The sequence below is a fragment of the Streptomyces sp. 135 genome (assembly GCF_020026305.1).
Taxonomy (GTDB): Bacteria; Actinomycetota; Actinomycetes; order Streptomycetales; family Streptomycetaceae; genus Streptomyces.
In genome coordinates this window covers 5,428,422-5,453,062 of sequence record NZ_CP075691.1, presented here as the reverse complement: position 1 = coordinate 5,453,062, position 24,641 = coordinate 5,428,422, and the positions used below count along the sequence as shown (strand labels likewise).

21 protein-coding genes are annotated in these 24,641 nt (G+C 71.8%); 13 read left to right on the top strand and 8 right to left on the bottom strand.

The features are described from left to right. Window positions 1-5,739, bottom strand: coding sequence for a type I polyketide synthase (locus KKZ08_RS24790; protein WP_223776545.1), 5,739 nt, complete (start codon window positions 5,737-5,739; stop codon window positions 1-3). 31 nt (window positions 5,740-5,770) lie between these two features. Further along, window positions 5,771-6,091 carry an acyl carrier protein gene (locus KKZ08_RS24785; RefSeq protein WP_223776544.1) on the bottom strand — a complete coding sequence of 107 codons (321 nt, stop codon included), beginning with the start codon at window positions 6,089-6,091 and terminating at the stop codon, window positions 5,771-5,773. 253 nt (window positions 6,092-6,344) lie between these two features. Between KKZ08_RS24785 and KKZ08_RS24780 the strand changes: the two genes are divergently transcribed. The 11 genes from KKZ08_RS24780 to serS all read left to right on the top strand — a co-directional run bounded on the left by KKZ08_RS24780 (window position 6,345) and on the right by serS (window position 17,064). Then, on the top strand, window positions 6,345-7,985 hold the full coding sequence (locus tag KKZ08_RS24780; protein WP_223776543.1) for an aldehyde dehydrogenase family protein: 1,641 nt from the start codon (window positions 6,345-6,347) through the stop codon (window positions 7,983-7,985). Between the two features lie 36 nt (window positions 7,986-8,021). Next, a complete protein-coding gene (locus KKZ08_RS24775; RefSeq protein ID WP_223776542.1) occupies window positions 8,022-9,161 on the top strand; it encodes an acyl-CoA dehydrogenase family protein in 1,140 nt (379 codons plus the stop codon). Between the two features lie 51 nt (window positions 9,162-9,212). Further along, window positions 9,213-10,523: an aspartate aminotransferase family protein gene (locus KKZ08_RS24770; protein ID WP_223779173.1), complete on the top strand. Its 1,311-nt coding sequence runs from the start codon at window positions 9,213-9,215 to the stop codon at window positions 10,521-10,523. Between the two features lie 2 nt (window positions 10,524-10,525). Next, window positions 10,526-11,008 carry an SRPBCC family protein gene (locus tag KKZ08_RS24765; RefSeq protein ID WP_223776541.1) on the top strand — a complete coding sequence of 161 codons (483 nt, stop codon included), beginning with the start codon at window positions 10,526-10,528 and terminating at the stop codon, window positions 11,006-11,008. Window positions 11,009-11,029: 21 nt separating this feature from the next. Beyond that, window positions 11,030-11,572, top strand: a complete 543-nt coding sequence (locus KKZ08_RS24760; RefSeq protein WP_223776540.1) for a hypothetical protein — start codon at window positions 11,030-11,032, stop codon at window positions 11,570-11,572. Then, window positions 11,569-12,123, top strand: coding sequence for a flavin reductase family protein (locus KKZ08_RS24755; protein WP_223776539.1), 555 nt, complete (start codon window positions 11,569-11,571; stop codon window positions 12,121-12,123). Before KKZ08_RS24760 ends, KKZ08_RS24755 begins: the two co-directional genes overlap by 4 nt. Then, window positions 12,120-13,103: a VlmB-like protein gene (locus KKZ08_RS24750; RefSeq protein ID WP_223776538.1), complete on the top strand. Its 984-nt coding sequence runs from the start codon at window positions 12,120-12,122 to the stop codon at window positions 13,101-13,103. Before KKZ08_RS24755 ends, KKZ08_RS24750 begins: the two co-directional genes overlap by 4 nt. Then, window positions 13,100-14,122 (top strand): beta-ketoacyl-ACP synthase III, encoded by a 1,023-nt coding sequence (locus KKZ08_RS24745; RefSeq protein WP_223776537.1) that lies wholly within the window; start codon window positions 13,100-13,102, stop codon window positions 14,120-14,122. The genes KKZ08_RS24750 and KKZ08_RS24745 overlap by 4 nt, the downstream gene beginning before the upstream one ends. A 76-nt stretch (window positions 14,123-14,198) precedes the next feature. Next, window positions 14,199-14,432, top strand: coding sequence for a phosphopantetheine-binding protein (locus KKZ08_RS24740; protein ID WP_127911495.1), 234 nt, complete (start codon window positions 14,199-14,201; stop codon window positions 14,430-14,432). Then, a complete protein-coding gene (locus KKZ08_RS24735) occupies window positions 14,432-15,652 on the top strand; it encodes a beta-ketoacyl-[acyl-carrier-protein] synthase family protein (protein ID WP_223776536.1) in 1,221 nt (406 codons plus the stop codon). The genes KKZ08_RS24740 and KKZ08_RS24735 overlap by 1 nt, the downstream gene beginning before the upstream one ends. A gap of 134 nt (window positions 15,653-15,786) precedes the next feature. Continuing rightward, window positions 15,787-17,064, top strand: a complete 1,278-nt coding sequence (gene serS, locus KKZ08_RS24730) for a serine--tRNA ligase (RefSeq protein ID WP_223776535.1) — start codon at window positions 15,787-15,789, stop codon at window positions 17,062-17,064. A gap of 88 nt (window positions 17,065-17,152) precedes the next feature. Here serS and fabI read toward each other — a convergent pair whose 3' ends face one another. From fabI to KKZ08_RS24700, 6 genes are all read right to left on the bottom strand, one after another. Continuing rightward, window positions 17,153-17,926, bottom strand: coding sequence for an enoyl-ACP reductase FabI (gene fabI / locus KKZ08_RS24725; protein ID WP_223776534.1), 774 nt, complete (start codon window positions 17,924-17,926; stop codon window positions 17,153-17,155). Further along, window positions 17,923-18,246 (bottom strand): ferredoxin, encoded by a 324-nt coding sequence (fdxA, locus tag KKZ08_RS24720; protein WP_223776533.1) that lies wholly within the window; start codon window positions 18,244-18,246, stop codon window positions 17,923-17,925. Before fdxA ends, fabI begins: the two co-directional genes overlap by 4 nt. A 35-nt stretch (window positions 18,247-18,281) precedes the next feature. Continuing rightward, on the bottom strand, window positions 18,282-19,673 hold the full coding sequence (locus KKZ08_RS24715; RefSeq protein WP_223779172.1) for an MFS transporter: 1,392 nt from the start codon (window positions 19,671-19,673) through the stop codon (window positions 18,282-18,284). A gap of 95 nt (window positions 19,674-19,768) precedes the next feature. Next, window positions 19,769-20,887 carry an acyl-CoA desaturase gene (locus tag KKZ08_RS24710; RefSeq protein ID WP_223776532.1) on the bottom strand — a complete coding sequence of 373 codons (1,119 nt, stop codon included), beginning with the start codon at window positions 20,885-20,887 and terminating at the stop codon, window positions 19,769-19,771. 178 nt (window positions 20,888-21,065) lie between these two features. Continuing rightward, window positions 21,066-21,227, bottom strand: a complete 162-nt coding sequence (locus tag KKZ08_RS24705) for a hypothetical protein (protein WP_223776531.1) — start codon at window positions 21,225-21,227, stop codon at window positions 21,066-21,068. Window positions 21,228-21,287: 60 nt separating this feature from the next. After that, window positions 21,288-22,280: a DUF2156 domain-containing protein gene (locus KKZ08_RS24700; RefSeq protein WP_223776530.1), complete on the bottom strand. Its 993-nt coding sequence runs from the start codon at window positions 22,278-22,280 to the stop codon at window positions 21,288-21,290. Window positions 22,281-23,213: 933 nt separating this feature from the next. Between KKZ08_RS24700 and KKZ08_RS24695 the strand changes: the two genes are divergently transcribed. Further along, on the top strand, window positions 23,214-24,011 hold the full coding sequence (locus tag KKZ08_RS24695; RefSeq protein ID WP_223776529.1) for an AfsR/SARP family transcriptional regulator: 798 nt from the start codon (window positions 23,214-23,216) through the stop codon (window positions 24,009-24,011). A gap of 193 nt (window positions 24,012-24,204) precedes the next feature. Continuing rightward, window positions 24,205-24,636, top strand: coding sequence for a hypothetical protein (locus KKZ08_RS24690; protein ID WP_223776528.1), 432 nt, complete (start codon window positions 24,205-24,207; stop codon window positions 24,634-24,636). Window positions 24,637-24,641 lie beyond the last annotated feature (5 nt).

Genomic DNA, 24,641 nt, shown 5'->3' with positions numbered 1-24,641 from the left:
TCAGGGGTGCTGCTGCGTGGCCGGGGCCAGGCGCCCGTCGAGGAACTCGGTGAGCCTGCGGACCGTCGGGTGGTCGAAGGTCAGGGAGGCGGGCAGCGGCAGCCGGAACAGCGACTCCAGGCCGCCCTTGACGGTCTGGGCCATCAGCGAGTCCAGGCCGAGCGAGACGAACTCGGCGTTCGGGTCGAGGTCGTCCTCGGCGTCCATGTGCAGGGCGTCGGCGACCTGTTCGCGCACGGCCGAGGCGATCAGCGCCGTCCGTTCCGGCTTCGGCAGGGCGCTCAGCGCGGCGAGGTCGAGTCCGGTGCCGCCGTCACCGCCCTGGTCCTGCCGGGCGAGCCGGTCGTAGAAGGCGTCGTCCACGACACCGCCCGACACATAGCGGCCCCAGTCGAACTCGCCCACCACCCGGCGGCTGCCGGCCCGGTGCCAGAGCCCGGCCAGGGTGTCCAGCGCCCTGGTCGGCGAGAAGAAGCGGACACCGCTGCGGTCGATCTCCTGGGCCAGTTGCTCATCCAGCCGGGCGGACATGCCGACCCTGGCCCAGGCGCCCCAGTTGACCGAGAGGCCGGGCAGGCCCTTGAGGCCGCGCCACTCGGCGAGGCTGTCGAGCCCGGCGCTCGCGGCGGCGTAGTGCCCCTGCGTCGCGCCGCCGAGGACGGCGGCGATCGAGGAGTACGTCACGAAGAACTCCAGCTCGGGGAAGTGCTCCTCGGCGGCCTCGTGGAGCAGCCAGGCGCCGTACGCCTTCGGGGCGAGCTGGGCGTCGATGGACTCCCAGGTCAGCTCGGCGATCAGCTTCTTGTCGAAGGAACCGGCGGCGTGCACGAGGCCGCCGACGGGGTGAGGCCCTGCCGCGAGTTCGGCGGCCAGGCGCCGCACGTCCTCGGCGTCGCTCACATCGGCCCGTACGACGGCGACCTCCGCCCGCTCGGACAGCTCCGCGAGGACCGGCGCGGCCTCTTCGGTGGCCCGGCCGCCACGGCTGACCAGGGTCAGGTGCCGTGCGCCGAGCTCGACCAGCTTGCGGGCGGTGACCAGGCCGAGGCCGCCGAGGCCGCCGGTGACGAGGTAGGTGCGGTCCGGGCGGACGCCGACCGGTGCGGGCGCCGTCTCCGGGCCGCCGGGCACGTCCACCCACACCTCGGCGCGGGAGCCGCAGGCGGCGGTGCGCAGCGCCTCGCCGATCTCCTCCAGGCGGAAGGCCGGGAGCCGCCCGCGCCGTGCCGCGCGCCGCGCCGGGGCGAGCGCCACGGCGGTGGCCGGGACGGTGAGGGTGGCGCGCAGGGCGCCGTCATGGCGTACGTAGACCTCGTCGCCCGCGGTGAACGCGGCCTCGGCGCCGGCCGCGACGACCGTCCCCGCGGCCAGGGAACCGAGCACGGGACCGGCGCCGCCGGACTGTTCGCCGTCCAGGGCGGTCCGGGCGTCCTCGGCGGTGAGGGCGACCGAGGCGACCCGCACCTGGACCTCACCGGCCGCGGGCGCGCGGTCCTCGACGGGCGCGAGGGAGAGGTCGGAGAGGTCCCCGGACCCGGGGGTGCGCAGGGCGAAGCCGCCGGGCCAGGTGCGGGCGGCGTCGCCGGGCAGCAGCCTGCGGACGTGGCGCGTGCCGGTGCGGTGCGCGACCTGGAACTCGCCGGGTGCCTCGGCGCGGAACTCGTCGAACAGCGCCGTCAGGTCGCCGCCGGGCTCGATGTCGACCAGCGTCGCGCGGTACTGCGGGGACTCGGCGAGCAGGACCCGGCCGAAGCCCCACAGGGTCGCGGCGCCGAGGTGGGCGCCGTCGCCCGGCCGGTCGCCGGGCAGCTTCTGGGCGCCCTCGGTGACCAGCCAGAGCCGAGGCGGGCGCTGCTGCGCGGCGGCGTCCAGGGCCGTCAGCAGGGCGAGCAGATCACGGTAGTTGTGCTCGCACTCGGCGCGGTACAGCGCGGCGGTCATGGCGCCGGGCAGCGGCCGCCAGCTCCAGCAGACGTCGGTGACGGAGGTGTCCTCCAGGGCGGTCTTGAGCGCGGCGGGGTCCGTGACGGACGTGACGTGCAGACCGTCGCCGCCGGTGGCCTCGGCGCCTTCGGAGGTACCGCCGACTTCGGGGCGGCCGAGGAGCAGGACGTGGCGGGGGGCGGTGCCCGAGGCGACGGCGGGCAGGGCGCGGCGCACCCACTCGGAGCGGTGCAGGAACTGCCGTTGCCCCGCGGGGCCTTCGGGGCGGGCCAGGGTGACCCCGCCGAGTTCGAGGACGGGGTTGCCGTTCTCCAGGACGAGGATGTCGGCGAGGCGCCTGTCCTGCTCCGTGGCGACGCGGGCGACGACCTTCAGGCGCTCGCCCCGGGGCTTCTTGAAGTGGCGTACGGACGCGATCTGCCGGGGCAGGAAGACCGGGCCCTCGGGGTCGAGGGCGACGGTGGCCTCCAGCGCGGCCTCGATCAGCCCGGCAGGCACCTGCTCGACGGCGGTGGTGCCGCCGCACTCCAACTCGGCGGTGAACACGCCGCCTTGGTGACGTGCCACGGCGGCGAGGAGGCGGGCGCGCGGGCCGTGCGGGCGGCCCACCGACGCGAGGTCGGTGTAGAGGTCCTCGGCGTCGCTCTCCAGGGTGGCGGGGCCGGGCACGATGCCGGTGAGCTCCGGCTCGGCGAGTTCCACGGACTGCTCCGGCCCGGCGGTGAGCACGGCGCTCGCGTGCACCCGCTCCTCCCGCTCGCCGCCGCCGTCCTTCTCCGCGGCGGTCACGACCGTCACGTCGGCGCCGCCGTCCGGGCGCGGCCGCAGCCGGGTGGTCAGCGTGCGGGGCGTCTCGGCCTTCAGGGTGAGGGGCTCGCCAAGACGCAGTTCGCGGACGGCGGCGCGGGTGTGGCCGTGGACGGCGTCCTGGAGCGCGAGCAGCAGGTCGACGTAGGCGCCGGCGGGCAGCGTCGTACGGTCGCCGTCGGCGAAGTCGGCGAGGGTGCCCAGCTCCTCGACGGTGAACTCCGCGGTGAACTCTCGTACGGCGCCCTCGCACGCGGCCTCCGTGCCGAGCAGCGGGTGGTGCGCCGCCCCGCCCTGGGCACCGCCCCTGCGCGGGGTGACGGAGGGCAGCCAGTAGCGCTTGCGCTGGAAGGCGTAGGTGGGCAGCGCGACCTTGGCCGGGACGGCGCGGCCCTCGTGGTAGCCGGACCAGGAGACGGGCAGACCGGCGGTGTAGTACTCGCCGAGCGCCCGCAGCGTGGTGTCGCCGCCGCGGTCGCGGCGGCGCAGGCTGGCCAGCCACAGATGGTCCTGGACCGGCAGCGAGCGCTGGGCGAGGGCGGTGAGCGCGGTGGAGGGGCCGATCTCGACGAGGGCGTGGCGCCCGCGCTTGGCGACCGCTCGGATACCGGCGAGGAACTGCACGGGTTCGCCGATGTGCCGCACCCAGTAGTCGGCGGTGCCGATCTCGGCGAACCGCGCGAGCTTGCCGGTGACGTTGGAGATGAGGCTGATGGCCGGTTCGTGGAAGGTGATGGTGTCCAGGGCGGCGCGGAAGTCGTCGTACACCTCGGCCATGAGCGGCGAGTGGAAGGCGTGCGACACGGCCAGCCGGTCGACGCGCAGGCCCTGCCCGGCCAGTTCGGCGGTGACCTGCGCGAGCGCCTCGGCGCCGCCCGAGATCACGCACTGGTCGGGGGCGTTGGCCGCGGCGAGCGCCAGGTCCGGGTGGGCTTCGAGGAGCGGCAGGACGTCCTCGGCGGGGGCGGCGACCGCGGCCATGCCGCCCTTCGCGCGCACGGCCTGCATGAGGCGGGCGCGGGCGGCCACCAGCGTCACGGCGTCGGGGAGGCTGAAGAGCCCGGCGACGGCGGCGGCCGCGGCCTCGCCGATGCTGTGCCCGATCAGCACGTTCGGGCGCACGCCCCAGGACATCCACAGCTGGGCGAGCGCGTACTCCAGGGTGAACAGGGCGGGCTGGGTGTACTCGGTGCGGTCGATCGCCTCGGGGTCCTCGGCGGCGCCGATGACCAAGTCCCGTATGGAACGGCCCAGTTCGGCGGCGAACAGCCGGTCGCACTCGTCGACGTGGCGGCGGAAGACCGGGAAGCCCTCGTACAGGTGGGCGCCCATGCCCGCGTACTGCGAGCCCTGCCCGCTGAACATGAAGGCGACCTTGCGGATGCCGGCGGGGCCCTGGTGGTCGCGGCCCGCGGCCTTGTCCAGGAGCTTGGTGAGGGCGGCGCGGTCGGCGGCCGGGCCTGCGACGCGGTACGGGTGGTGGGTGCGGGCGACGTTGCCGGTGTAGCAGAGCGCGTCGACCGGCAGGGCGGGGTCCGTGTCGAGCAGCTTCCGGTAGTTCTCGACCTGTTCGCCGAGGGCGGCGGCCGTCTTGGCGGAGAGCGTGAACATGGGGGTCGCGGGCGCCTCGCCGGGCGCGGCGGAGCCATCCGTCGCCGCCGCCGGGGGCTGCTCCAGGACGACCGCGCCGATCGTGCCCGCGAAGCCGAAGCTGTTGACGACCGCGCGCCGCACCGGCGCCTTCCACGGCTCGCGGGCCGTGGGCACGCGCACCGGGTACAGGTCCCAGGGGATGCGGCCGGAGGGCGTGTCGAGGTTGAGGTGCGGGTAGATCGTGGCGGATCTGATCTGGAGGACCGCCTTGATGACGCCGACGATGCCGGAGGCGGGCTCCATGTGGCCGAGGTTGGTCTTCACGGAGCCGACGAGCAGCGGGTCGCTCTTGGTGTGCGAGTCGGCGAAGGTGTCGCCGATGGCGCCGAACTCGATGGGGTCGCCGAGCGGGGTGCCGGTGCCGTGCGCCTCCACGTACTGGATGTCCTCGGGGGCCAGCGCGGCGGCGGCGAGCGCGCTGCGGATGACCTTCTCCTGGGCGGGGCCGTTCGGCACGGTCAGTCCCGCGCTGTCGCCGTCCTGGCCGACGGCGGTGCCCTTGACCAGGGCGAGGACGGTGTCGCCGTCGCGGGTGGCGTCCGTGAGGCGCTTGAGTACGAGGATGCCGCAGCCCTCGGCGCGGGCGTAGCCGTCGGCGGACTCGTCGAAGGTCTTGCACTGGCCGTCGGGGGAGAGCATCTGCGCGTTGGAGAACATGACGGGGATGCGCGGGTGGTGCAGGGCGTTGACGCCGCCGCACAGCGCGATGTCGGTCTCGCCGGCGCGCAGCCCCTGGACGGCGACGTGCAGGGCGGCGAGCGACGACGAGCAGGCGGTGTCGATGCTCATGCTCGGGCCGCGCCAGCCGAGGAAGTACGAGAGGCGGCCCGACAGCGGGAACATGGTGATGCCGGAGGCGAGCAGGCCGTCCAGTTCCTCGTACGGCAGGGAGTCCAGCTCCAGGGCGTAGTCGATGGAGCTGGCGCCGATGTAGACGCCGCCGTTGCCGCGGCGCAGCGGCGTGGGGTCGATGTTGGCGTGCTCCAGGGCCTGCCAGGCGGTCTCCAGCAGCATGCGCTGCTGGGGGTCCATGTACTGGGCTTCCTTCGGGGAGATGTTGAAGAACGCCGCGTCGAACCGGTCGATGCGGTCGAGGAATCCGCCGGACGTGGTGTGGATCTTGCCCTTGTCGTCCGGACCCTGCGGGGTGAAGGCGTCGACGTCCCACCGGTCGCCCGGAATGGGCCCGATACCGGAGCGCCCCTCGCGCAGAAAGGCATCGAATTCATCGAGCGAATTACTGCCGCCGGGGAATCGCAGGCCGACGCCGACGATCGCGATCGGTTCGGGTGCCCGGCCGGACACCTGGTTGTTCTCTGATTCCTCGTGCGGCATTGAGCGCTCCTTCTGTCCTGGGCCCTGGGGATCAGTTGGTGCCGGGTATCGCGCCGGTCGCGGCACGCGCCGGATCGGTCACCGCGTCGACGAGATAGTCGAGGAGCCGGCCGACCGTGGGCTCGTTGAAGAGCACGTTGGCGTTGATGGAGAGCTCCAGGATGCCTTCGAGGGTCTGCCTCATCTGGGTCAGCTTCAGCGAGGTGAGACCGAGGTCGAAGTAGCTGATGTCCAGCGGGAGTTCCTCGGTCTCGTCCATGAGCAGGCTCGCCCTGAACTGGCTGACGAGGAGCCGCTCCATTTCTTCCGTGAGTTCCGGCCGGGGCAGTTCCCGGAATTGCTGAAGTGTCATGTGTACGGGAGACATGGAGCCATGAAATCAATGACGGCTGACGCCTCACTGACGTCGCGCGCGTACCCCATGCATACGCCACTCAGTCTTTCTTCCGGAGACCGGACACAGGGTTGGCTCAAACAGCGCGGAAGCGGCAATCAGTACGGCGTCAGCGGCAGGTCAGATCCTGCTGCCACGATCGAGATGCTTCGAAACAAGAGCTGACCAGATCGGAATCCACTCGGAGAACCCCCACCCCGAAAGGCTGATAATGCTGCGCGGCGCCATACAGGAGGAAAGTGCTCCGGCACGTTCCGGACTCAAGAGCTATGACCTCTACATCGCGGGCAAGGACGTCGCGGGTGACGGGTGGGTCTACACCGTCAGCGGGCGCTCCCTGCTGGAAGACGTCTTCACCAGCGTGAGCCTCAAGCGCACGCTGGAACAGGACCCCGAATCCGACGCGGCGAACCACCCCTACGTGGTGGGGCGTTGCGCGATCGCCGACGACTCCGCCATCGACCTGGCCACGCAGGCGGCCGCCGCGGCGGCCCCGGACTGGGCGGCCGTCCCGCAGGAGCGGCGGATGCGGCTCGGCACCCGCTTCCGCGAGGAACTCATCAAGCACCAGGACGAGTTCCTGGAGATGCTGGTCGCCGAGTCGCACCCGGTGAAGCTGGCCCGCTGGGAGCTGAGCTGCCTGCTCCAGATCTACGCCCCCGGCTCCCTGCGCTGGTACACGAAGCAGATGCGCGTCGAGAAGGAGTACGGCGGCCGCAAGCTGATCCTCCAGCGCCAGCCGGACGGCGTGGTCGCCTTCAACCCGCCGCAGAACGCCCCGCTGCCGAGCGCCGCGCTCTCCGTCCTCGCCCTGATGGCCGGCAACGCCGTCGTGGTGCGGGCGCCGCGCAGCATCGCGCTGTCCACCATGTGGCTGCTGCGGGACATCGTGGCGCCGCTCCTGGAGGAGTTCGACGCCCCGCCCGGCGTCCTGAACGCGGTGTGCTCCAACCCCAAGCAGACCCTGGACCGCTGGGTGGCCGACCCGCTGATCAACGACATCTTCTACATCGGCGGCAGCCAGGAGGGCCTGCGCTTCGAGCAGGCGTGCGTCGCCAACGGCAAGAAGCCGATCCTCGAACTCGCGGGCAACGACGGCATCGTGGTGTGGAAGGACGCCGACGTGAAGTGGGCGGCCGAGGCCATCACCGAGTCGTTCTTCGGCTCCGGCCAGATCTGCATGGTGCCCAACTACGTCCTGGTGCACCCGGCCGTCGCCGACCAGCTCATCGCCGAGGTCAAGGAGCAGGTCAAGGCCATCAAGCCGGGCTTCCCCGAGGAGGAGGACGTCCTGCTCTCCCCGGTGCGCCGCAGCGAGCGCTTCTTCCGGCTGCTGCGCCAGGCCCTGGACAACGGCGCGGAGCTCGTCACCGGCGGCAACCGCACCGAACTCGACGGCACGCCCTCCGAGACGGGTGTCTTCCTCCAGCCCACCGTCGTCCGGGTGGACGGCCTGGACCGGGCCCGCACCTACGACGTCGTACGCGAGGAGACATTCTTCCCGCTGATCCCCGTCATCGTGCCGGAGGCGGACAACGACGACGCCCTCCTGGAGGACTTCCTCAGGTTCGTCAACTCCAACGAGTACGGCCTGCGCAACTCCCTCTGGTCGCGCTCCGACCACGTCATCGACACCTTCGTGCGGCGCGTCGTCAACGGCGGTCTGCTGAAGGTCAACGACTCCCACATCGGGTTCCTGCCGTACCTGCCGAGCCACGGCGGCACCGGCCGCACCGGCGGCGCCTTCGGCGAGGCCAACTACCCGATGCTCAAGACCTCCCACGTGCAGGGCGTCAGCATCGCGCGCGACGTCAGCCCCTACGACGCGGTCTTCGGCGCCTTCGACGACTGACGGCACCCATCCCACCCGACCCACGGAGGTTGTGACGTGCGTTCCCTCGATGCCGCTCGGGCCGTCTGCGAGCGCTACCACCCCGGTCTGCTCAAGGAACTGGAGCAGATCCCCTACGCCGAGCGGGAGAAACCCGGCAGCCCCATCATCGACCTCTTCCGCATCCACGGCGGGGTCGGCCTGCTGATACCCGAGGAGTACGGCGGCCACGGCGCCGAACCGCTGGACGCGCTCCACACCCAGCTGGCCCTCGGCTCCCTCTCGCCGTCCCTCGTCGCGGCCGTGTCCATGCACCACTTCACCGTCGCCATGCTCTACTCGCTGGCCGTCGCCGAGGGCCGGCTCACCGACGCGCAGAGCGACCTGCTGCGCCGCGTCGTCCCCGACCAGCTGGTGATGGCCTCCGGCTGGGCCGAGGGCCGCACCGAGCAGAACATCCTCACCCCCTCGGTGACCGCCCGTCCGGTCGAGGGCGGCTACCTCCTGTCGGGCTCCAAGAAGCCGTGCAGCCTGTCCGCGTCGATGAGCATGCTGACCGCGAGCATCGCCATCCACGGCCTGGAGGGCGACCCCGAGCTGGCGCTCGCCCTGGTGCCCTCCGACGCGCCCGGCCTGACCGTCCACCCCTTCTGGGGCAACGATCTGCTGGCCGGCGCCGAGAGCGACGAGGTGCGCCTGGAGGACGTCTTCGTCCCCAAGGACATGGTCGTCCGCGCCGGGGCGGACGATCCGCGCCGCCTGGACGACCTGCAGACCGCCGGGTTCGTCTGGTTCGAGATGCTCATCACCGCCGGGTACCTGGGCGGCGCCGCGGCCCTGGTCGAGCAGGTCCAGGAGCGGGAGCGCGGCAGCATCCAGGAGCGGGCCGCCCTCGCGGTCGAACTGGAGGCCGCCCTCGCGCTGCTCGAAGGCGTGGCCCGCGCGATCGGCCCCGAGCCGGGCGACGAGGCGTCGGTGGCCCGGGTGCTCGTCGCCCGCTACGCCGTGCAGAACGCGCTGCCCCGCGTCACCGCCCGCTCCCTGGAGCTCCTCGGCGGCCTGGACTTCATCCGCTCCTCCGGCCACGCCCAGGCGGCGGCCGCGTCCACCGCGCTCGCCTTCCACCCGCCGGGCCGGGGCGCCGCCGCCGAGCCGCTCCTGCGCTACTTCGACGGGGGCCCGCTGGTCCTCGCCTGACCGCCGCCTTCGACCGCACCGCTTCTTTGGAGTGAGAGATCCGTGACCGTAATCCAGGAAAACCCGGCTTCCGCGGCAGGCGCGGCCCCCGCGGCCTCCGTGGCCGACACCGAGGCGGAGGTCCTCGGGCTGTACCGCGCCCACCTGAGCAAGGGCCGGGCCACCCTCGCCGAGTTGTTCGGCAGCCACATGGAGGTGGCCTCCGAAGGCGCCTGGCTCACCACGAGCGACGGGGAGCGCTTCCTCAACGCGGGTGGCTACGGCGTGTTCATCATGGGCGCCCGCCACCCCATCGTGATGGAGGAGGTGGAGCGCCAGCTCCGTACGCACCCCACCGCCACCCGCATCCTCCTCGAACCGACGGTGGCCCGCGCCGCCGAGGCCCTGGTCTCCGTCATGCCGCAGGGCCTGGACCGCGTGCACTTCGGTCTCTCGGGCGCCGAGGCCGTGGAGACCGGCCTCAAGCTGGCCCGCGCCGGCGGTTTCAAGCGCACCATCTCCATGCGGGGCGGCTACCACGGCAAGACCCTCGGTGCCCTGTCCGCCACCGCGAAGGAGGTCTACCAGAAGCCGTTCCGGCCGCTGATCCCCGACTTCCACCACCTGCCGTTCGGTGACGCCGACGCCCTGGCGGCGGAACTCGCCGCCCACCCCGGCGAGACCTGCGTCATCCTGGAGCCGGTCCAGGGCGAGGGCGGCGTCATCATCCCGCCCAAGGGCTATCTCAAGCGCGTCGAGGAACTGGTCCGCGAGCACGACGGCTTCCTGATCCTGGACGAGATCCAGTCCGGCTTCGGCCGCCTCGGCGAGTGGTGGGGCGCCGACTTCGAGGACGTACGCCCCGACGTCCTGCTCGCCGGCAAGGCGCTCGGCGGCGGCGTGCTCCCGGTCTCCGCGGCCGTCGCCACCCGCAAGGCGTTCCGTCCCTTCGACAAGGACCCCTACGTCCACACCGCCACCTTCTCGGGACAGCCCGTCCTGATGGCCGCGGTGCAGGGCGCGGTGCGGGCCATGAAGGAGGACCGCCTGGTCACCCGGGCCACCGACCTGGGCGCCGCGCTGCTGCCGCGGATCGCCGAGATCGCGTACCGCAACATCCCCGAACTCGTCGTCGACGTGCGCGGGCAGGGCCTGCTCATCGGCGTGGAGCTCGTCGAGGCGGGTCTCGCCGGCGAGCTGCTGATCGAGCTCTTCAACCACGGCGTGGTCGCCAACCACTCCATGAACGGCAGCTCGGTGGTGCGGTTCACGCCGCCCGCCGTCCTCAGCGACACCGATGTGGAGTTCCTCCTCAACTCCTTCGACCTGGCCACCCGCGACCTCGTCAGCGGTGCGGCCACCATGCCGGAAGGCGGTAACTGATCGTGCGGCACGTAGAACTGGAAGCAGTGGTCCCCGCGGAGCAGGTCTCCACGGTCTTCGACGCCGTGATGCGCTGGGAGAAGTACCCGGACCTGGCGCCCCACGTGAACTCCACCACGGTGCACGCCACCCTGCCCGAGGCCAAGTGCAGTTCGAGCTGGGAGCTGCACTTCCGCAGCGGCCTGCTGCGCTGGACCGAGGACGACGTCTTCCTGCCGGAGGAGGGCGAGATCCGCTTCGAGCAGTCCGACGGCGACTTCGACTCGTTCACCGGCACCTGGGCGCTGACGCAGGCCGGTGACGACGTCGCGGTCCGCTTCGACGCCGACTTCGACTTCGGCATCCCGAGCCTGGAGGGCATCCTCGACCCGATCGCCGAGCGGGTCATCAAGGAGACCGTCGCCTGGTCGCTGACCGGCCTGTTCCCCGGCACGCGCATAGCGGGCGGCATCGAGCTCTCCGAGCCCGCCGCCGTCGGCGCCTGAGACCTCTGCCAGGAGCTGACCATGGACCAGGCCAATCCCTTCGAGACACCGAAGACGTTCTCCCTGCACCGCGCCGAGTACCTGGTGGGCTTCGCGGTCACCACCGGGCTGCTCATCGCGCACCTCGGCGAGATCCGCTGGATCCCGGCGGTCGCGCTCTTCCTCTACATCGACCTGATCGGCTACATCCCCGGCGCCATCGCCTTCAAGCGCAGCGGCGGGAAGCCGATCTCCAAGGTCTACTACGTCCTCTACAACGTGATGCACAGCCTCATCACGCAGGCCGCGGTGGCCGCGCTGTGGTGCTGGCTGATCGGTCCCGAGTGGGCGCTGCTCGTGCTGCCCTTCCACCTCTTCGGCGACCGGGGGCTCTTCGGCAACTTCATGAAGTCCTTCGCGCTGCCCTTCGAGCCGGTGCGCCAGAGCGGCTATCTGCGGCTCCTGGACGACCTCGGCATCGCCCACCCCAAGCCGGCCGGCCACGCCCACGACCCGGAGCCGGTCGGGCACGTCGTCAAGCTGCCGCAGCCCGCGGCACGGGCCCGTGAGGAGGCCCTGCGATGAGCACGCTCACCACGCTGCGCCGCCCGGTGCGCCAGGACCCGGCGGAGCGCCGCCGGGCGCTGTACCACCTGGCGTCCCCGGTGTCGGTGCTGACCGTCGGCCACGCCGGTCAGCTGCACGGCACCACCGCGAGCACGGTCACCCTGGTCTCGCGCGAACCGCTGCTCATCGGGGTCGCGCTGCGGCCCGGCTCGTCGTTCGCGCGGCTCGCGGCGGCCGAGGGGCGCTTCGTCGTCAACGTACTGGACGGCGGACAGGGCGACCTGGCGCGCTGGTTCGCGGACAGCGACCGCCCCGACGGCAGCGCGCAGTTCGACGGCATGCCGTGGACGGCGGACTCCTACGCCGGCGCCCCGCGGCTGACCGGCGCGCTCGCCCACTACTCCTGCCGGCTCCACTCCTCGCACCGCGCGGGCGACGGCGAGGTGCTGCTCGGCTACGTCGTGCGCGCCGCCGCCGTCAGCGGCCCGCCGCTGTTCAGCTACGCGGGCGGCCTGGTCACCGGCGCCCTGCATCCCGCCCGCACCACGAAGGAGACATCGGCATCATGACCGGTTCTGTGGCCCCCGAGGCCGACTGGGACAAGGCACCCGGCTTACTCGACGGCGCGAAGGAACTCACCCTCGGGCCCGACGACTGCGACCTCGCCTACTGGTTCACCTCCGTCGCCCAGGGCACCCTGCGCGACCGCGGCGAGACCGGACACCACGCGAACGCGACGGTCCCCGACTTCCTGAAGGCGCCCGGGCCGCTGCGTGACGCCCTGGTCCTGGAGTTCGGCTTCCGCGGCCTCTCCGAGGAGATCGCCACGCGCCTCCTCGGTCACTACGTGGCGCTCGCGCCCGGCGTGCCCGAGATGGAGTTCTACGCCACCCAGCTCATCGACGAGGCCCGGCACGCCCGCGTCTTCCGCAACCACCTGGTGGAGCTCGGACACCCCGCGGACACCCTCCTCAAGGACATCGACGAGATGGCCGCGGACTACCGCGAGCGGGTCCTGGACCCGGTCGTCGACTTCACCCTCGACATCGTGCGGGACCAGGCCGACTTCGCCGGCGGCGTCGCCGTCTTCGCCATCGTCATCGAGGGCGTGCTCGCCCCGGCCGCCGAGCTGAGCGAGCGCAAGTGGACGCCGCTGTCCCCGGCCACCGGGGAGATCTCGCGCGGCACCGCCATCGACGAGATCCGCCACCTCACCGTGGCCAGCACCATCCTGCGCGACCACGTCGTCGCCCACCCCGAGTACCGCCCGCGCCTGATGGAGATCCTGCGGGCCGGGGTGAAGCTGTGGGACGAGATCCCCGACCGGGAGTTCGTCATCCACCGCGAGGAGCTGTTCCAGAAGGGCATGGCCGACCACGCGGACAGAATCGGCGACTACGAGATCTGGCCCGGCGTACGGATGCTCGACACCACCCCCGAGCAGCGCTACGACATGGCCGAGCAGTGGACCGACGAGATGGCCGAGTCCCGCATGGCCTACATGGGGCTGCCCGTGGAGGTCCTCAGCAGCGCGGAGCCGGGCGCATGAGCGGGGCGGCCCCGCCGCCGGGCCGGTCGGCGGTGGTCTGCGGCATCGGCTCGTACGTGCCGCCGAACAAGGTGACCAACGACGAGCTCTCGCAGCGCCTCGACACCTCGGACGCGTGGATCCGCTCCCGCACCGGGATCGCCGAGCGTTACGTGGTCTCGCCGGGCACCGCCACCTCCGACCTGGCGGTGGAGGCCGGCCAGCGCGCCCTGAAGTCGGCGAGCACCGAGCAGGTGGACGCCGTCGTCCTGGCCACCACCACCCCCGACCAGCCGTGCCCGGCGACCGCGCCGTCGGTGGCCGCCCGGCTCGGCCTCGGCCACGTCGCGGCGTTCGACGTCGCCGCCGTCTGCTCCGGCTTCCTCTACGGGCTCGCCAGCGCCTCGGGGCTCATCGCCTCGGGGATGGCCGAGCGGGTGCTGCTCGTGGCGGCCGACGCGTTCACCACCATCGTCAACCCCGAGGACCGCACCACCGCGGTGATCTTCGCGGACGGCGCGGGGGCCGTGGTCCTGCGGGCCGGGGACGCCGGTGAGTCGGGCGCGGTGGGGCCGCTGGTGCTCGGCAGCGACGGCGAGCTGAGCCATCTCATCGAGGTGCCGGCCGGCGGCTCCCGGCAGCGTTCGTCGGGCACCCCGGGCGAGCCCGGCGACCAGTACTTCCGGATGCTCGGCCGCGACACCTACCGGCACGCGGTGGAGCGGATGACCGCCACCTCCCAGGAGGCGGCGGAGCGGTCCGGCTGGCGCCTTGACGACGTGGACCGGTTCGCGGCCCACCAGGCCAACGCCCGCATCCTCGACTCGGTCGCGGAACGCCTCGGCATCCCCGCCGAGCGGCAGCTCAGCAACATCGAGCAGGTCGGCAACACCGGCGCCGCCTCGCTCCCGCTGCTCCTGTCCCAGTCCGCGGCCGACGGCCGGCTCGACGCCGGGCACCGGGTGCTGCTCACCGCGTTCGGCGGCGGGCTCTCCTGGGGGGCCACGACGCTCGTCTGGCCCGAAGTGCAGTCCGTCTGACGCCCACCGGCGCCCGGCGGTACCTCCTCAAGACCCGTACGCCGCACCGTGCGTACGCCTTCCGAAAGGGATCGTCATGATGCTGGAGCAGCTCAAGGAAATCCTGTCCAACAAGCTCAAGGTGTCGCCCGAGGCCATCACGCCCGAGGCCACCAGGGACGACATCGAGCTGGACTCGCTGGCCGTGGTGGAGCTGTCGCTGCTGCTCAAGTCCGAACTGGACATAGACGTCAGCGACGACGACCTCCTGGAGGCCGAGACCGTGGCCGACATGGTGGAACTCATGGAGACGAGGAGCGCGAAGGTCTGATGGCCGGCATCGACATCGCCGTCACCGGGCTCGGTCTCGTCACCCCGGGCGGTATCGGGGTCGGGCCGAGCTGGGCGGCGGTCTGCGAGGGCCGATCGGGCGCGGCGTTCGATCCCGTACTGGCGGACAATCCGGTACGGATCTCCTGCCGCGTGCCCGGCTTCGACCCGGAAGCGCTGTTGTCCGCTCGCCGGGCCCACCGGCTCGACCGGTTCGTGCAGTTCGCGCTGGTCGCGGCACGCGAGGCCATCGCGGATGCCGGGCTCGACCCGCTGACCTGGGACGGCGCCCGGGTCGGGGTGGTGCTCGGCTGCGCGGACGGCGGCCCCGGCACCGTCGAGGAACAGCACCGCGCCCTGCTGGAGAAGGGCGCCGACCGGGTCTCGCCGCTGCTGCTGCCCATGCAGCTGCCGAACATGCTGGCCGGTCAGACGGCCATCGAGTTCGGGGCGACGGGACCCAACCTGGTGGTGGCCACCGCCTGCGCCTCCGGGGCGACGGCCATCGGCACGGCCCGGGACCTGCTGGCGCTCGGCCGCTGCGACGTCGTCCTCGCGGGCGGCAGCGAGGCCATGATCACGCCGCTGGTGATGGCCGGGTTCGCGCAGATGGGCGCCCTGTCCAAGCGCGAGGACGACCCGACGCTCGCCTCGCGTCCCTTCGACGCGGAGCGGGACGGCTTCGTCGCGGGCGAGGGCGCCGGGATCCTCGTCATGGAACGCGTCGAGGACGCCCGGGCCCGCGGTGCGCACCAGCACGGCCGGATCATCGGCTACGGCGCCACCGCGGACGCCCATCACATGACGTCGCCGCATCCGGACGGCGCCGGGGTGGAGGCGGCGGTCCGCGCGGCCCTCGCCGACGCCGGCGCGGATCCGGACGACGTACAGCATGTGAACGCCCACGGCACCTCGACGCCGCTCAACGACGTCGCCGAGGCACGGATGATCAAACGGACCCTCCAGGGGGATCCGCTGGTCACCTCGACCAAGGGCGTGACCGGGCATCTGCTCGGCGCGGCGGGCGCGGTGGAGGCGGCGTTCACGCTGCTGAGCATCGAGCACGAACTGGTGCCGCCCATCGCCAACCTGGTCATGCCGGGCGCGGAGGTCGACATCAAGCTGGCGTACTCGGCGACCTCCATGCCCATCGACCTGGCGCTCAGCAATTCCTGCGGGTTCGGCGGCCAGAACACCGTCCTGGCCCTCGCCCCGGCGTGAACACCGGAGCGGACCCGCTCCCAGCCCCGCCCGTCTCCCCCGCCCTGCCCCGGCAGGAGCCGCAGCCGCCCCTCCGCCAGGGGGGCGGCTCGGCGCATCTCCCCCGCCACGCACCGCAGACCCCAGGAGAAGCCATGCACGATCCGCGCGAACTGATCGCGTCCGGGCCCGACGCGGTGCGCCGCCTCGCCCGCCGCCGCCACGACCTCGACGTGGCCGCGCTGGAGGCGGCCCACCGCGGCCGGGCCGACGCCCAGGCCGAGGTGACCCGGCTGCGCACCGAGATGAACCGCGCCACCCGCGAACGCAGGGCCGGACCGCCCACCGAGGAGGAGAAGGAGGCGGCCCGCGCGCTGCGCGCCGAGGTCCAGCGGGCCGAGGCCGCCGCCAAGGAGGCGGGCAGGCGCCTCGCCGACCTGGTCCTGGCCATCCCCAACATCCCCCTCGACACCGTGCCGGACGGCGACTCCGAGAAGGAGGCGGTGGAGGTGCGCCGCGGCGGCCCGCCCCCGTGCGCGGCGGCCGGCGACCGGCACCACGCCGACATCGGGGAGCGGCTCGGCATCTTCGACGGCAAGGCGGCGGCGCGGCTGTCCGGCGCCCGCTTCACCGTGAGCCGGGGGCCCGGGGCCCGCCTGGAGCGGGCGCTCGCCGACTTCTTCCTCGATCTGCACACCGCCGAGCACGGCTACACCGAGCACTCGGTGCCGTTCCTCGTCAACCGCGACACCATGACGGGCACCGGCCAGCTCCCCAAGTTCGCGGAGGACCTGTTCGCCACGCAGGTCGGCGACCGTGAGCTGTTCCTGATCCCCACCGCCGAGGTCCCGCTGACCAACCTGCTCGCGCAGGCGACGCTGGACGCCCGCGAGCTGCCGTACGCGTTCACGTCGCGCACGCCGTGCTTCCGCGCGGAGGCCGGGGCATACGGCAGGGACACCCGGGGCATCCTGCGGCTGCACCAGTTCGAGAAGGTGGAGCTGGTCCGCGTCTGCGCCCCCGAGGACGCCCAGGCGCAGCTGGAACTCATGCTGGGCCACGCCGAGGAGTGCCTGCGGCGCCTCGAACTCTCCTACCGGATCGTGCTGCTGCCCGCGGGCGACCTCGGGTTCTCGGCCCGGATGACGTACGACATCGAGGTGTGGCTGCCGGGCAGCGGCGCCTACCGCGAGATCTCCTCGGTCTCCGACTGCGGCACCTTCCAGGCCCGCCGCGCCGGCATCCGGCACCGCACCGCGGACGGCCGCAAGGAGCCCGCGGCGACCCTCAACGGCTCGGCGCTGCCCATCGGCCGGACGGTGGCCGCGCTGCTGGAGCAGGGCGTCCGGCCGGACGGTTCGGTGGAGCTGCCCGAGGCGCTCATCTCGTACGCGGGATTCCGCCGCATCCTGCCCGACGGCACGACCGAGTGACCGATCGGGTCCTTCAACGGCACGTAAAGTGGGGGAGTTCAGGTGATCACCTGAACTCCCCCACCGCTGTGGCCTCGCGGGCGCCGGGTCACGCGCCCATCATGTGGGCGCCGCCGTCGACGTGGACGATCTCGCCCGTCGTGCGGGGGAAGAAGTCCGAGAGCAGCGCGACGATGCCGCGAGCCGCGGGCTCCGGGTCGGTGAGGTCCCAGCCGGCCGGGGCGCGGGTGTGCCAGTCGTCGGCCAGCTCGGAGAAGCCCGGGATGGACTTGGCGGCCATAGAGCGCAACGGGCCGGCGGCGACGAGGTTGCAGCGGACGCCGCGGGGGCCGAGGTCGCGGGCGAGGTAGCGGCTGGTGGACTCCAGGGCCGCCTTCGCGACGCCCATCCAGTCGTACTTCGGCCAGGCCACGGTGGCGTCGAAGGTGACGCCCACCACCGAGCCGCCGCGCGGTTCCATCAGCGGCAGGCAGGCGGTGGTCAGGGACTTCAGGGAGTACGCGGAGACGTGCACGGCGGTCGACACGTCCTCCCAGGCGCCGTCGAGGAAGTGGAAGGCGCCGGGCGGGCCGTAGGCGATGGAGTGCACGACGCCGTCGAGGCCGCCCGCGTCACCGACATGCTCGCGGAGGCGGTCGGCGAGGCCGTCCAGGTGCGCCGGGTCGGTGACGTCCAGCTCCACGACCGGGGCCGGCTTCGGCAGCAGGGCGGCGGTGCGCTCGATGAGGGAGAGCCGCCCGAAGCCGGTCAGCACCACCTCGGCGCCCTCCAGTTGGGCGACGCGCGCCGCGTGGAAGGCGATGGACGCCTCGGTGAGGACGCCCGTCACCAGGACGCGCTTGCCCGCGAGCAGCCCGCTCATGACGCCACCGCCTGCGGCAGCGACGCGACCAGGGCGGAGTCGTGCGGCTGCGCCCCGAGCGTGGCGGCGCCGCCGGGCGAGCCGAGCGCGGCGAAGAAGGCGGCGTTGGAGCCGCGGTGGTCGCCCCACCCGGCGGGCACGTCGTCCTCGAAGTAGATGGCCTCCACGGGACAGACGGGCTCGCAGGCGCCGCAGTCCACGCATTCCTCGGGGTGGATGTACAGGGCGCGGCCGCCCTCGTAGATGCAGTCCACGGGGCATTCGTCGACGCAGGACATGTCCTTCACGTCGGCGCAGGGCTGAGCGATGACATAGGCCATGAGGCGTTCCTCATCAGGTCGGCGGGACGGTGGGGTCAGTCGGTGGGCGCGCGGTCGACCGAGGCGCCGGTGGTGCGCTCCCCCAGCGAGAGGACCGTCGTGGCGAGCGCGGCCATCACGGCGGCGATGACGCCGAACAACGCGCCGGGACCGTACGACTGGAGGACCGGCAGCAGCACGAACGGCAGGGCCGCGGCGCTGAGTTTGGACAGCGAGTACGCGGCGCCGGACGCGGCCGCGCGGATGGCGGTCGGGTACTGCTCGGCGAGATAGACGTGGCTGACGTTGGAGAAGATGTTGCTGCACACGGTGTAGACGAAGCCGAACACCATGATGAGCGCCGGTGTGCCCGCGAAGGAGAAGCCGAGCCCCGCGACGACCATCGAGGCGGCCGAGGCGGCCACCAGTTTCTTGCGGTCGAAGCGGTCGATGATCGGCACCGTGAGCGCGGAGCCGACGGGGTAGCCGAGGAAGCAGACCGCGGTGAAGCCGATCCCGGCGACGATCCCGTACCCCTTGGCGGCCAGGATCTGCGGCGCCAGCGTGCCGAAGCCGTAGTAGCCGACCGTCGACAGCGAGCAGAAGATCCAGAGCATGACGGTGCGGCGGCGCAGGTGGGGCTGGAAGATGTCGCGCAGCCGGGTGGCGGGGGCGGTCTCCGTCGCGGAGGCGGTCTCCGTCGCGGAGGCGGTCTCCGTCGCGGGGATGGTCTTCTTCGCCGTGGCGGGCTCGGCGGCGGGCTCCGGGGTCGCGGTGGGCGCCGGAGCCGCCCCGCCGGGGACGACCTCGGCCTCCATGCGGGAGACCAGCGCGTCCGCCTCGTCCTCGCGGCCGACCGTGGCCAGCCAGCGCGGTGACTCGATCAGCCGCCTGCGCAGCACCCACACCACGGCCGAGCCGAGCGCCCCGATCACGAAGAGCCAGCGCCAGCCGTCGATGCCGAGCGGGGTCAGCGGGACGAGCCACAGCGCGGCGACGCCCACGGCGGGCACCCCGCAGAAGGCGAGGGTGTAGGCCCAGGCGATGAACCTGCCGCGCTTCTTGGCGGGCAGTACGTCGGACAGGTAGCAGTCGGAGAGCGACTGTTCGGCCCCGATGCCGACGCCGGCGAAGAAGCGGGTCACGATCAGCCAGGCCGCGTTCGGCGAGAAGGCCCCGAGCAGCGAGAACCCCGAGTAGATCGCGAGGTTGATCAGGAACGCCCGGCGCCGCCCGTACCGGTCGGCGACCTTGCCGAGCACGAGCGAGCCGATGAACTGGCCGATGAAGGCGGAGGCGAGCACCAGCTTGAGCTGGGTGGCGCCGAACGCGAAGTCGTCCTGGAGGACCTTGGCGATGGTGCCGGAGAGGTTGTTCTCGAACGTGTCGAAGAGCAGCCCGACGCCGATGACCGCGGTGACGCTGCGGTGCGTCGGGGTGATCGGCATCCGGTCGAGCCTGGCACCGATGGAAGCCGCGGTGGCAGGGGCGGCGGGCCCGGCGGCCGTGCCGCCGGCCGCCGGTCTGGTGACCGTGTCGACCATCAGGCGGCCCGTTCGATGTGCGCGTCGACCTCACCCCGGCGCACCGGCGCGCTGACCTCGTGCAGGTAGGAGGCCACCTCGCGGTAGGAGGCCCAGAAGCCGACCTCGTGGTACGGCACGCCACGCTCGGCGCAGTACTCGCGGGTCAGCTCCCGGGCGCGGCCCAGGTTCTTCTGCGGCATGGCCGGGAACAGGTGGTGCTCGACCTGGTAGTTGAGACCGCCGTACAGGAAGTCGATGAACCACGACGGGCGGATGTTGCGGGAGGTGAGGACCTGCCGCTCCAGCCAGTCCAGGGTCTCCTCGTCACCGTCACGGACGTCCATGCCCTTGTGGTTCGGGGCGAAGATCATGCCGAAGTAGACGCCGAGCGTGGCCTGCTGGACGAGGATGAAGGCGACCGCGAGGACCGGCGAGAGGACGGTGAAGACGCAGGTCAGATAAATGGCGGCGCGCGCGAGGAGCAGCGTGGACTCCAGGACGGGGCGCTTGGTGAGGCCCTGGCTGATCGACTTCACGGCCGTCTTGTGCATCTTGAACGACTCGAGGACGAGCAGCACGAAGAAGAGCACGCTCTGGTAGCGCACGATGAAGCGCTGCCGGCGGGTGCGGGTCGCGTACTGCTTGATGTCGAAGATCGCGGTGCGCCGGCCGATGTCCGGGTCCATGTCCAGGTGGTTGGGGTTGCTGTGGTGGCGGTTGTGGTGGTTGACCCACCAGCCGAAGCTGACCCCGTTGACGAAGTTGGCGTGGAAGTAGCCGACGGCGGACGCGGCCCGCTTGTCGCGGAACATCGCCTTGTGGCCCGCGTCGTGCCACATGAACGAGGACTGGCCGCCGCAGAGGCCCATCCACACCGCCACGACGAGCTGCCACCACGAGTCGCCGACCAGGAAGAACGCGGTGAGCCCGGCGACCAGCAGCGTGGTGTTCCGGGCGAGGCGCCCTATGTAGTACCGCGGGTCGAGGTCGAGCAGCCCCTCCGCCTTGACGCGTTTGAGGAGCTCGGAGAACGTGGCGGATGCCCCGGTGCGCTGCGGGGCGGCGGCGTGCTGCGGGACAGCGGGGTGCTGCGGGACGACGGCGACACCGGTCCCCTGGACGTCTGGACGCTGCATACGAAGCTCTCCTCGGAAGAAGTGCCCGAACCGGGCGGCGGCGCCCGCCCGGCGTCGGGTATCCCACCGGACGGACGCCGGGCGAACGTGTGTGCAGCGTTCCGTGAGGCGCTGATGTGGCGCTGATGCTGAGCTGATCGGTGCTGCTCGGCACGGCCGCGCGCCACGTCGCGCGCGCTCAGGCCGCGGGGGTGGGCTCGGCCCGCAGCAGGGCGTCAAGGTCGCGGACCACGGTGTCCGCGGCGCGGGCGACGTCCTCGTCGTCGGGGGCGGCGATGACAGCCATGAGCTGTTCCACCATGGCGTGCTGGAGGGCTTCGGTCTTCTCGGTGTCACTCATCGTCGTCCACTCCTGTGGGTCGATTACGGCTTACGGGCCGGGACCGGCACTGACCGGCCGTCAGAAGGCGTTGCACGCGCGGAAGATGTGCGCGAAGGAGGCCAGTGACGCGGGGCCGTCGAAGGCGACGTACTCCGGGATGACCGCGTCGGGCGCCCACTTGTGCTTGTACGAGAGCTGCGTCTGGGCCGGGTAGAGCGCGGCGCCCTCGGCCCACAGGGCGTGCATCAGCCACTGGAACGCCGGGCTGTGGCCGTCCAGTTCGTGCGCCGCGTCCAGGCCGGTGAAGGGCGTGAAGCCGAAGTGCAGCCACGGGACGCCCTCGCCGCGGAACACCTCGATGGCGTGCGCGTTGATGGCCTCCATCAGGCCCGGCGACCCGTCCGGCACGCGCCGGCTCAGGTCGTGCATCCAGCCGGCGCGGCCGCCGAAGACCGGAGAGTACGAGATGTACGCCACCGGGGCGTCGTTGATCGTGCCGACGAACAGCCGCCGGTGCTCCTGGGCCTCGCCGCCGATCTCGCCGACCAGGAACTCCAGGGGGCGGGCGGCGCCCTTGCTGGACAGCCAGGCGCCGTCGATGGTCTCCAGCGCGTCCTGCCAGGCGTCGGCCTTGACCTCCTGGATCTGGAGGCCGTTGCGGTAGGCGCGGGAGATCTTGTTGCGCAGCTGCATGAAGCGGGTGCCGCGCAGGGTGAACTCCGCGAGGCTCACGGCCCAGGAGGCGCCGATCTGGTTGACGGTGAAGCCGCGGCGCGCGTACCGCTCGGCGTCGTCGCGCTGGAGCTGGACGCCGACGTGCGTGAGCCCCTGCTCCTTCACGTGGTCCCGGAAGCCGTCGAGGAGGGTGTCGTACTCCTCGGGGGCGGCGAAGGGCCCGCCGAACTGGACGGCGAACCGGCCGGTCCTGCGGTAGACGACGACGCCGTCCGAACCGGGCCTGGTGTAGGTGCTGTTGCCGCTGTTGAGCGCGAGGAACGCGCTGGGGTTCTCGGCCCGCGTATAGCTGCTCACAGCCTTGAGAATCGGATTTTCCACTACGGTCACGGTCATGATCCGTATCCCTTTCGAAAAGCCGTTGCGGTCGATGAGAGTAGAGCACCGCCGCCCCTTTGATGGGAAGGGCGGATAGCTCACGGGGCGGGCGTGGAAGTGCATGTCAGGGTGGCGTCAGCGAACTGTCAGAAGGGCCTGGCAATGTTGTTCTCGTGAACGGCACGGGAGACCGGGCCGGGAACACGGAGAGGTGCCCGGAGTGGTTTATCGGGGATCTCGGGCTTCAGTCCAAGGTCGGGTCGTCCGCGGCCCACGCAGGTTCGAATCCTGCCCTCTCCGCAGGCACGCACCATCGTGCCCGCACCACCAGGAGAGGTGCCCGGAGTGGTTTATCGGGGATCTCGGGCTTCAGTCCAAGGTCGGGTCGTCCGCGGCCCACGCAGGTTCGAATCCTGCCCTCTCCGCAGGCACGCACCATCGTGCCCGCACCACCAGGAGAGGTGCCCGGAGTGGTTTATCGGGGATCTCGGGCTTCAGTCCAAGGTCGGGTCGCTCGCGGCCCACGCAGGTTCGAATCCTGCCCTCTCCGCCAGCGGAACTACGACTTCCACATCCACTTCGCCGGGCCTCCCCCGCCCCGGTGAAGCGACCGCCCCGGCGCCCCGCGAGAGCGGTTCGGCCCGCCGGGGCGGGCCTGCGTCCGACGGCGTGTCTCTCTTTTCCGGGAAGAATCAGCAGGTCAGGGCCGTCCTCAACGGTCCGGCACCGCTCGTTCAAAAAAATACCTTCCCAAAGGAATGATACCGTGAGAGGGTCTTCGCTGGAAGGGAACCAGTGGGTGCGCCCGCTGACTCCCCCGGTCGGGGACACCCAGAGATCGCCACGCCGACCTCCACCCGCGGTCCCCCACACCGCAGCACCGATGGCCCTGGCGACCCGGAAGGTGAACCGCCCCGACGTTGCAGCAACGAAAGCCAAGGGGGAAACGGCATGCTGAGCTTTTCGATTCTCGGAGCACTGCAGATCCGCACCGCATTAGGGTTCGCGGAGATCTCGGGAGATCTTCAGCGCAACCTCATCCAGACACTGCTCGTCAGCGAGGGCCGCCCAATCTCGGGCGAGAGCCTCGTCGAGGAAATGTGGGGCGATTCCGTCCCGGACAAGCAGGCAAATGCTCTGCAGGCGCACATCAGCCGGCTCCGTCGCAAACTGAAGAGCCTGGAGCCCGACCTCTCGGTTTCCCGGGTGACGATCCACCCTTCCGGATACCGGCTCACCATTCACGAGGGCGAATTCGACGCCGCGGAATTCACCAAGGCCGTCCGGCAGGCCGAGGCCGCGGGCCCCGCGGACGCCGCCGCCACGGCCCAACTGCTCGGTCAGGCGCTCGCCATGTGGCGCGGCCCCGTATTCGGTGACTTTCCCGGCGGCACCATCTGCCAGCTGGCCTGCGCCCGTTACGAGGAATACCGCATGCGCGCCATGGAGCTGCGCTTCGAGGCGGAGCTGCGCCTCGGCCACCACGCGGCGATGCTCGCCGAACTCCATGAGGCGCACAGCAACCACCCGCTGAGGGAACGCTTCTGCGAGCAGCTGATGGTCGCCCTCTACCGCTCCGGCCGCCAGGCCGACGCCCTCAACGTCTACCGCAACATGCGCCGGCACCTCTCGGACGAGCTCGGCATCGACCCGTCCCCCGCGCTGCGCCACGTCGAGCACGCGATCCTCGCGCACGACCCGGCCCTGGCCGGCACCGGCGCCCGCGCCACGCTGCTCCAACCCGCCTGAGCCGGTGACGCCGCGCACCCGCGGCCACCGCATAGCCGCTCGACCTCCCCGGCGGACAGGCGTCAGCGCCCGGTCAGCGCCGGTTGCCACCATCGGTACGGAAACAGCGGGCGCCCGCCCTCCGCGCGGCTCCCTCGTACGCGCCCCGCGCGGCGCGCATGAACCCCGACCACCGTATCCACCAGGAGATTTCATGACCACGAGCCAGACCTCCGCAACGCTTGGAACCGCGGCCACGAACTCGTCCGCCGCGCGCCCGCTGCGTCTCTTCCTCGGCCTTGACGCCGCCGTGACGGCCGGCAACGGCCTGATCTACCTGATCGCCGCGGGTCCCGTCGGCGACCTGCTCGACATGGACGCCGGCCTCCTGCGCGGCATCGGCGTCTTCCTCACCGTCTACGGCGTGCTCGTCGGCGTCCTCGCCGCCCAGCAGGTGCCGTCCGCGGCCGCCACCAAGCTCGTCATCGAGGCCAATCTGCTGTGGGCCGTCGCCAGCATCGCCACCGCGCTGTTCGGCTGGTTCGACCCCAACACGATCGGCACGGTGTGGATCCCGATGCAGGCCCTCGTGGTGGGCGCGTTCGCCGTGCTCCAGATCAACGGCCTGCGCAAGCTCACCAACTGACCACA

Excerpts from the sequence above, each read along its gene's own strand:
- KKZ08_RS24790 (WP_223776545.1), bottom strand. The coding sequence starts at position 5,739 with ATGCCGCACGAGGAATCAGAGAACAACCAGGTGTCCGGCCGGGCACCC.
- KKZ08_RS24785 (WP_223776544.1), bottom strand. The coding sequence starts at position 6,091 with ATGACACTTCAGCAATTCCGGGAACTGCCCCGGCCGGAACTCACGGAA.
- KKZ08_RS24780 (WP_223776543.1), top strand. The coding sequence starts at position 6,345 with ATGCTGCGCGGCGCCATACAGGAGGAAAGTGCTCCGGCACGTTCCGGA.
- KKZ08_RS24760 (WP_223776540.1), top strand. The coding sequence starts at position 11,030 with ATGGACCAGGCCAATCCCTTCGAGACACCGAAGACGTTCTCCCTGCAC.
- KKZ08_RS24755 (WP_223776539.1), top strand. The coding sequence starts at position 11,569 with ATGAGCACGCTCACCACGCTGCGCCGCCCGGTGCGCCAGGACCCGGCG.
- KKZ08_RS24750 (WP_223776538.1), top strand. The coding sequence starts at position 12,120 with ATGACCGGTTCTGTGGCCCCCGAGGCCGACTGGGACAAGGCACCCGGC.
- KKZ08_RS24745 (WP_223776537.1), top strand. The coding sequence starts at position 13,100 with ATGAGCGGGGCGGCCCCGCCGCCGGGCCGGTCGGCGGTGGTCTGCGGC.
- KKZ08_RS24740 (WP_127911495.1), top strand. The coding sequence starts at position 14,199 with ATGATGCTGGAGCAGCTCAAGGAAATCCTGTCCAACAAGCTCAAGGTG.
- KKZ08_RS24735 (WP_223776536.1), top strand. The coding sequence starts at position 14,432 with ATGGCCGGCATCGACATCGCCGTCACCGGGCTCGGTCTCGTCACCCCG.
- serS (WP_223776535.1), top strand. The coding sequence starts at position 15,787 with ATGCACGATCCGCGCGAACTGATCGCGTCCGGGCCCGACGCGGTGCGC.
- fabI (WP_223776534.1), bottom strand. The coding sequence starts at position 17,926 with ATGAGCGGGCTGCTCGCGGGCAAGCGCGTCCTGGTGACGGGCGTCCTC.
- fdxA (WP_223776533.1), bottom strand. The coding sequence starts at position 18,246 with ATGGCCTATGTCATCGCTCAGCCCTGCGCCGACGTGAAGGACATGTCC.
- KKZ08_RS24715 (WP_223779172.1), bottom strand. The coding sequence starts at position 19,673 with ATGCCGATCACCCCGACGCACCGCAGCGTCACCGCGGTCATCGGCGTC.
- KKZ08_RS24710 (WP_223776532.1), bottom strand. The coding sequence starts at position 20,887 with ATGCAGCGTCCAGACGTCCAGGGGACCGGTGTCGCCGTCGTCCCGCAG.
- KKZ08_RS24705 (WP_223776531.1), bottom strand. The coding sequence starts at position 21,227 with ATGAGTGACACCGAGAAGACCGAAGCCCTCCAGCACGCCATGGTGGAA.
- KKZ08_RS24700 (WP_223776530.1), bottom strand. The coding sequence starts at position 22,280 with ATGACCGTGACCGTAGTGGAAAATCCGATTCTCAAGGCTGTGAGCAGC.
- KKZ08_RS24695 (WP_223776529.1), top strand. The coding sequence starts at position 23,214 with ATGCTGAGCTTTTCGATTCTCGGAGCACTGCAGATCCGCACCGCATTA.
- KKZ08_RS24690 (WP_223776528.1), top strand. The coding sequence starts at position 24,205 with ATGACCACGAGCCAGACCTCCGCAACGCTTGGAACCGCGGCCACGAAC.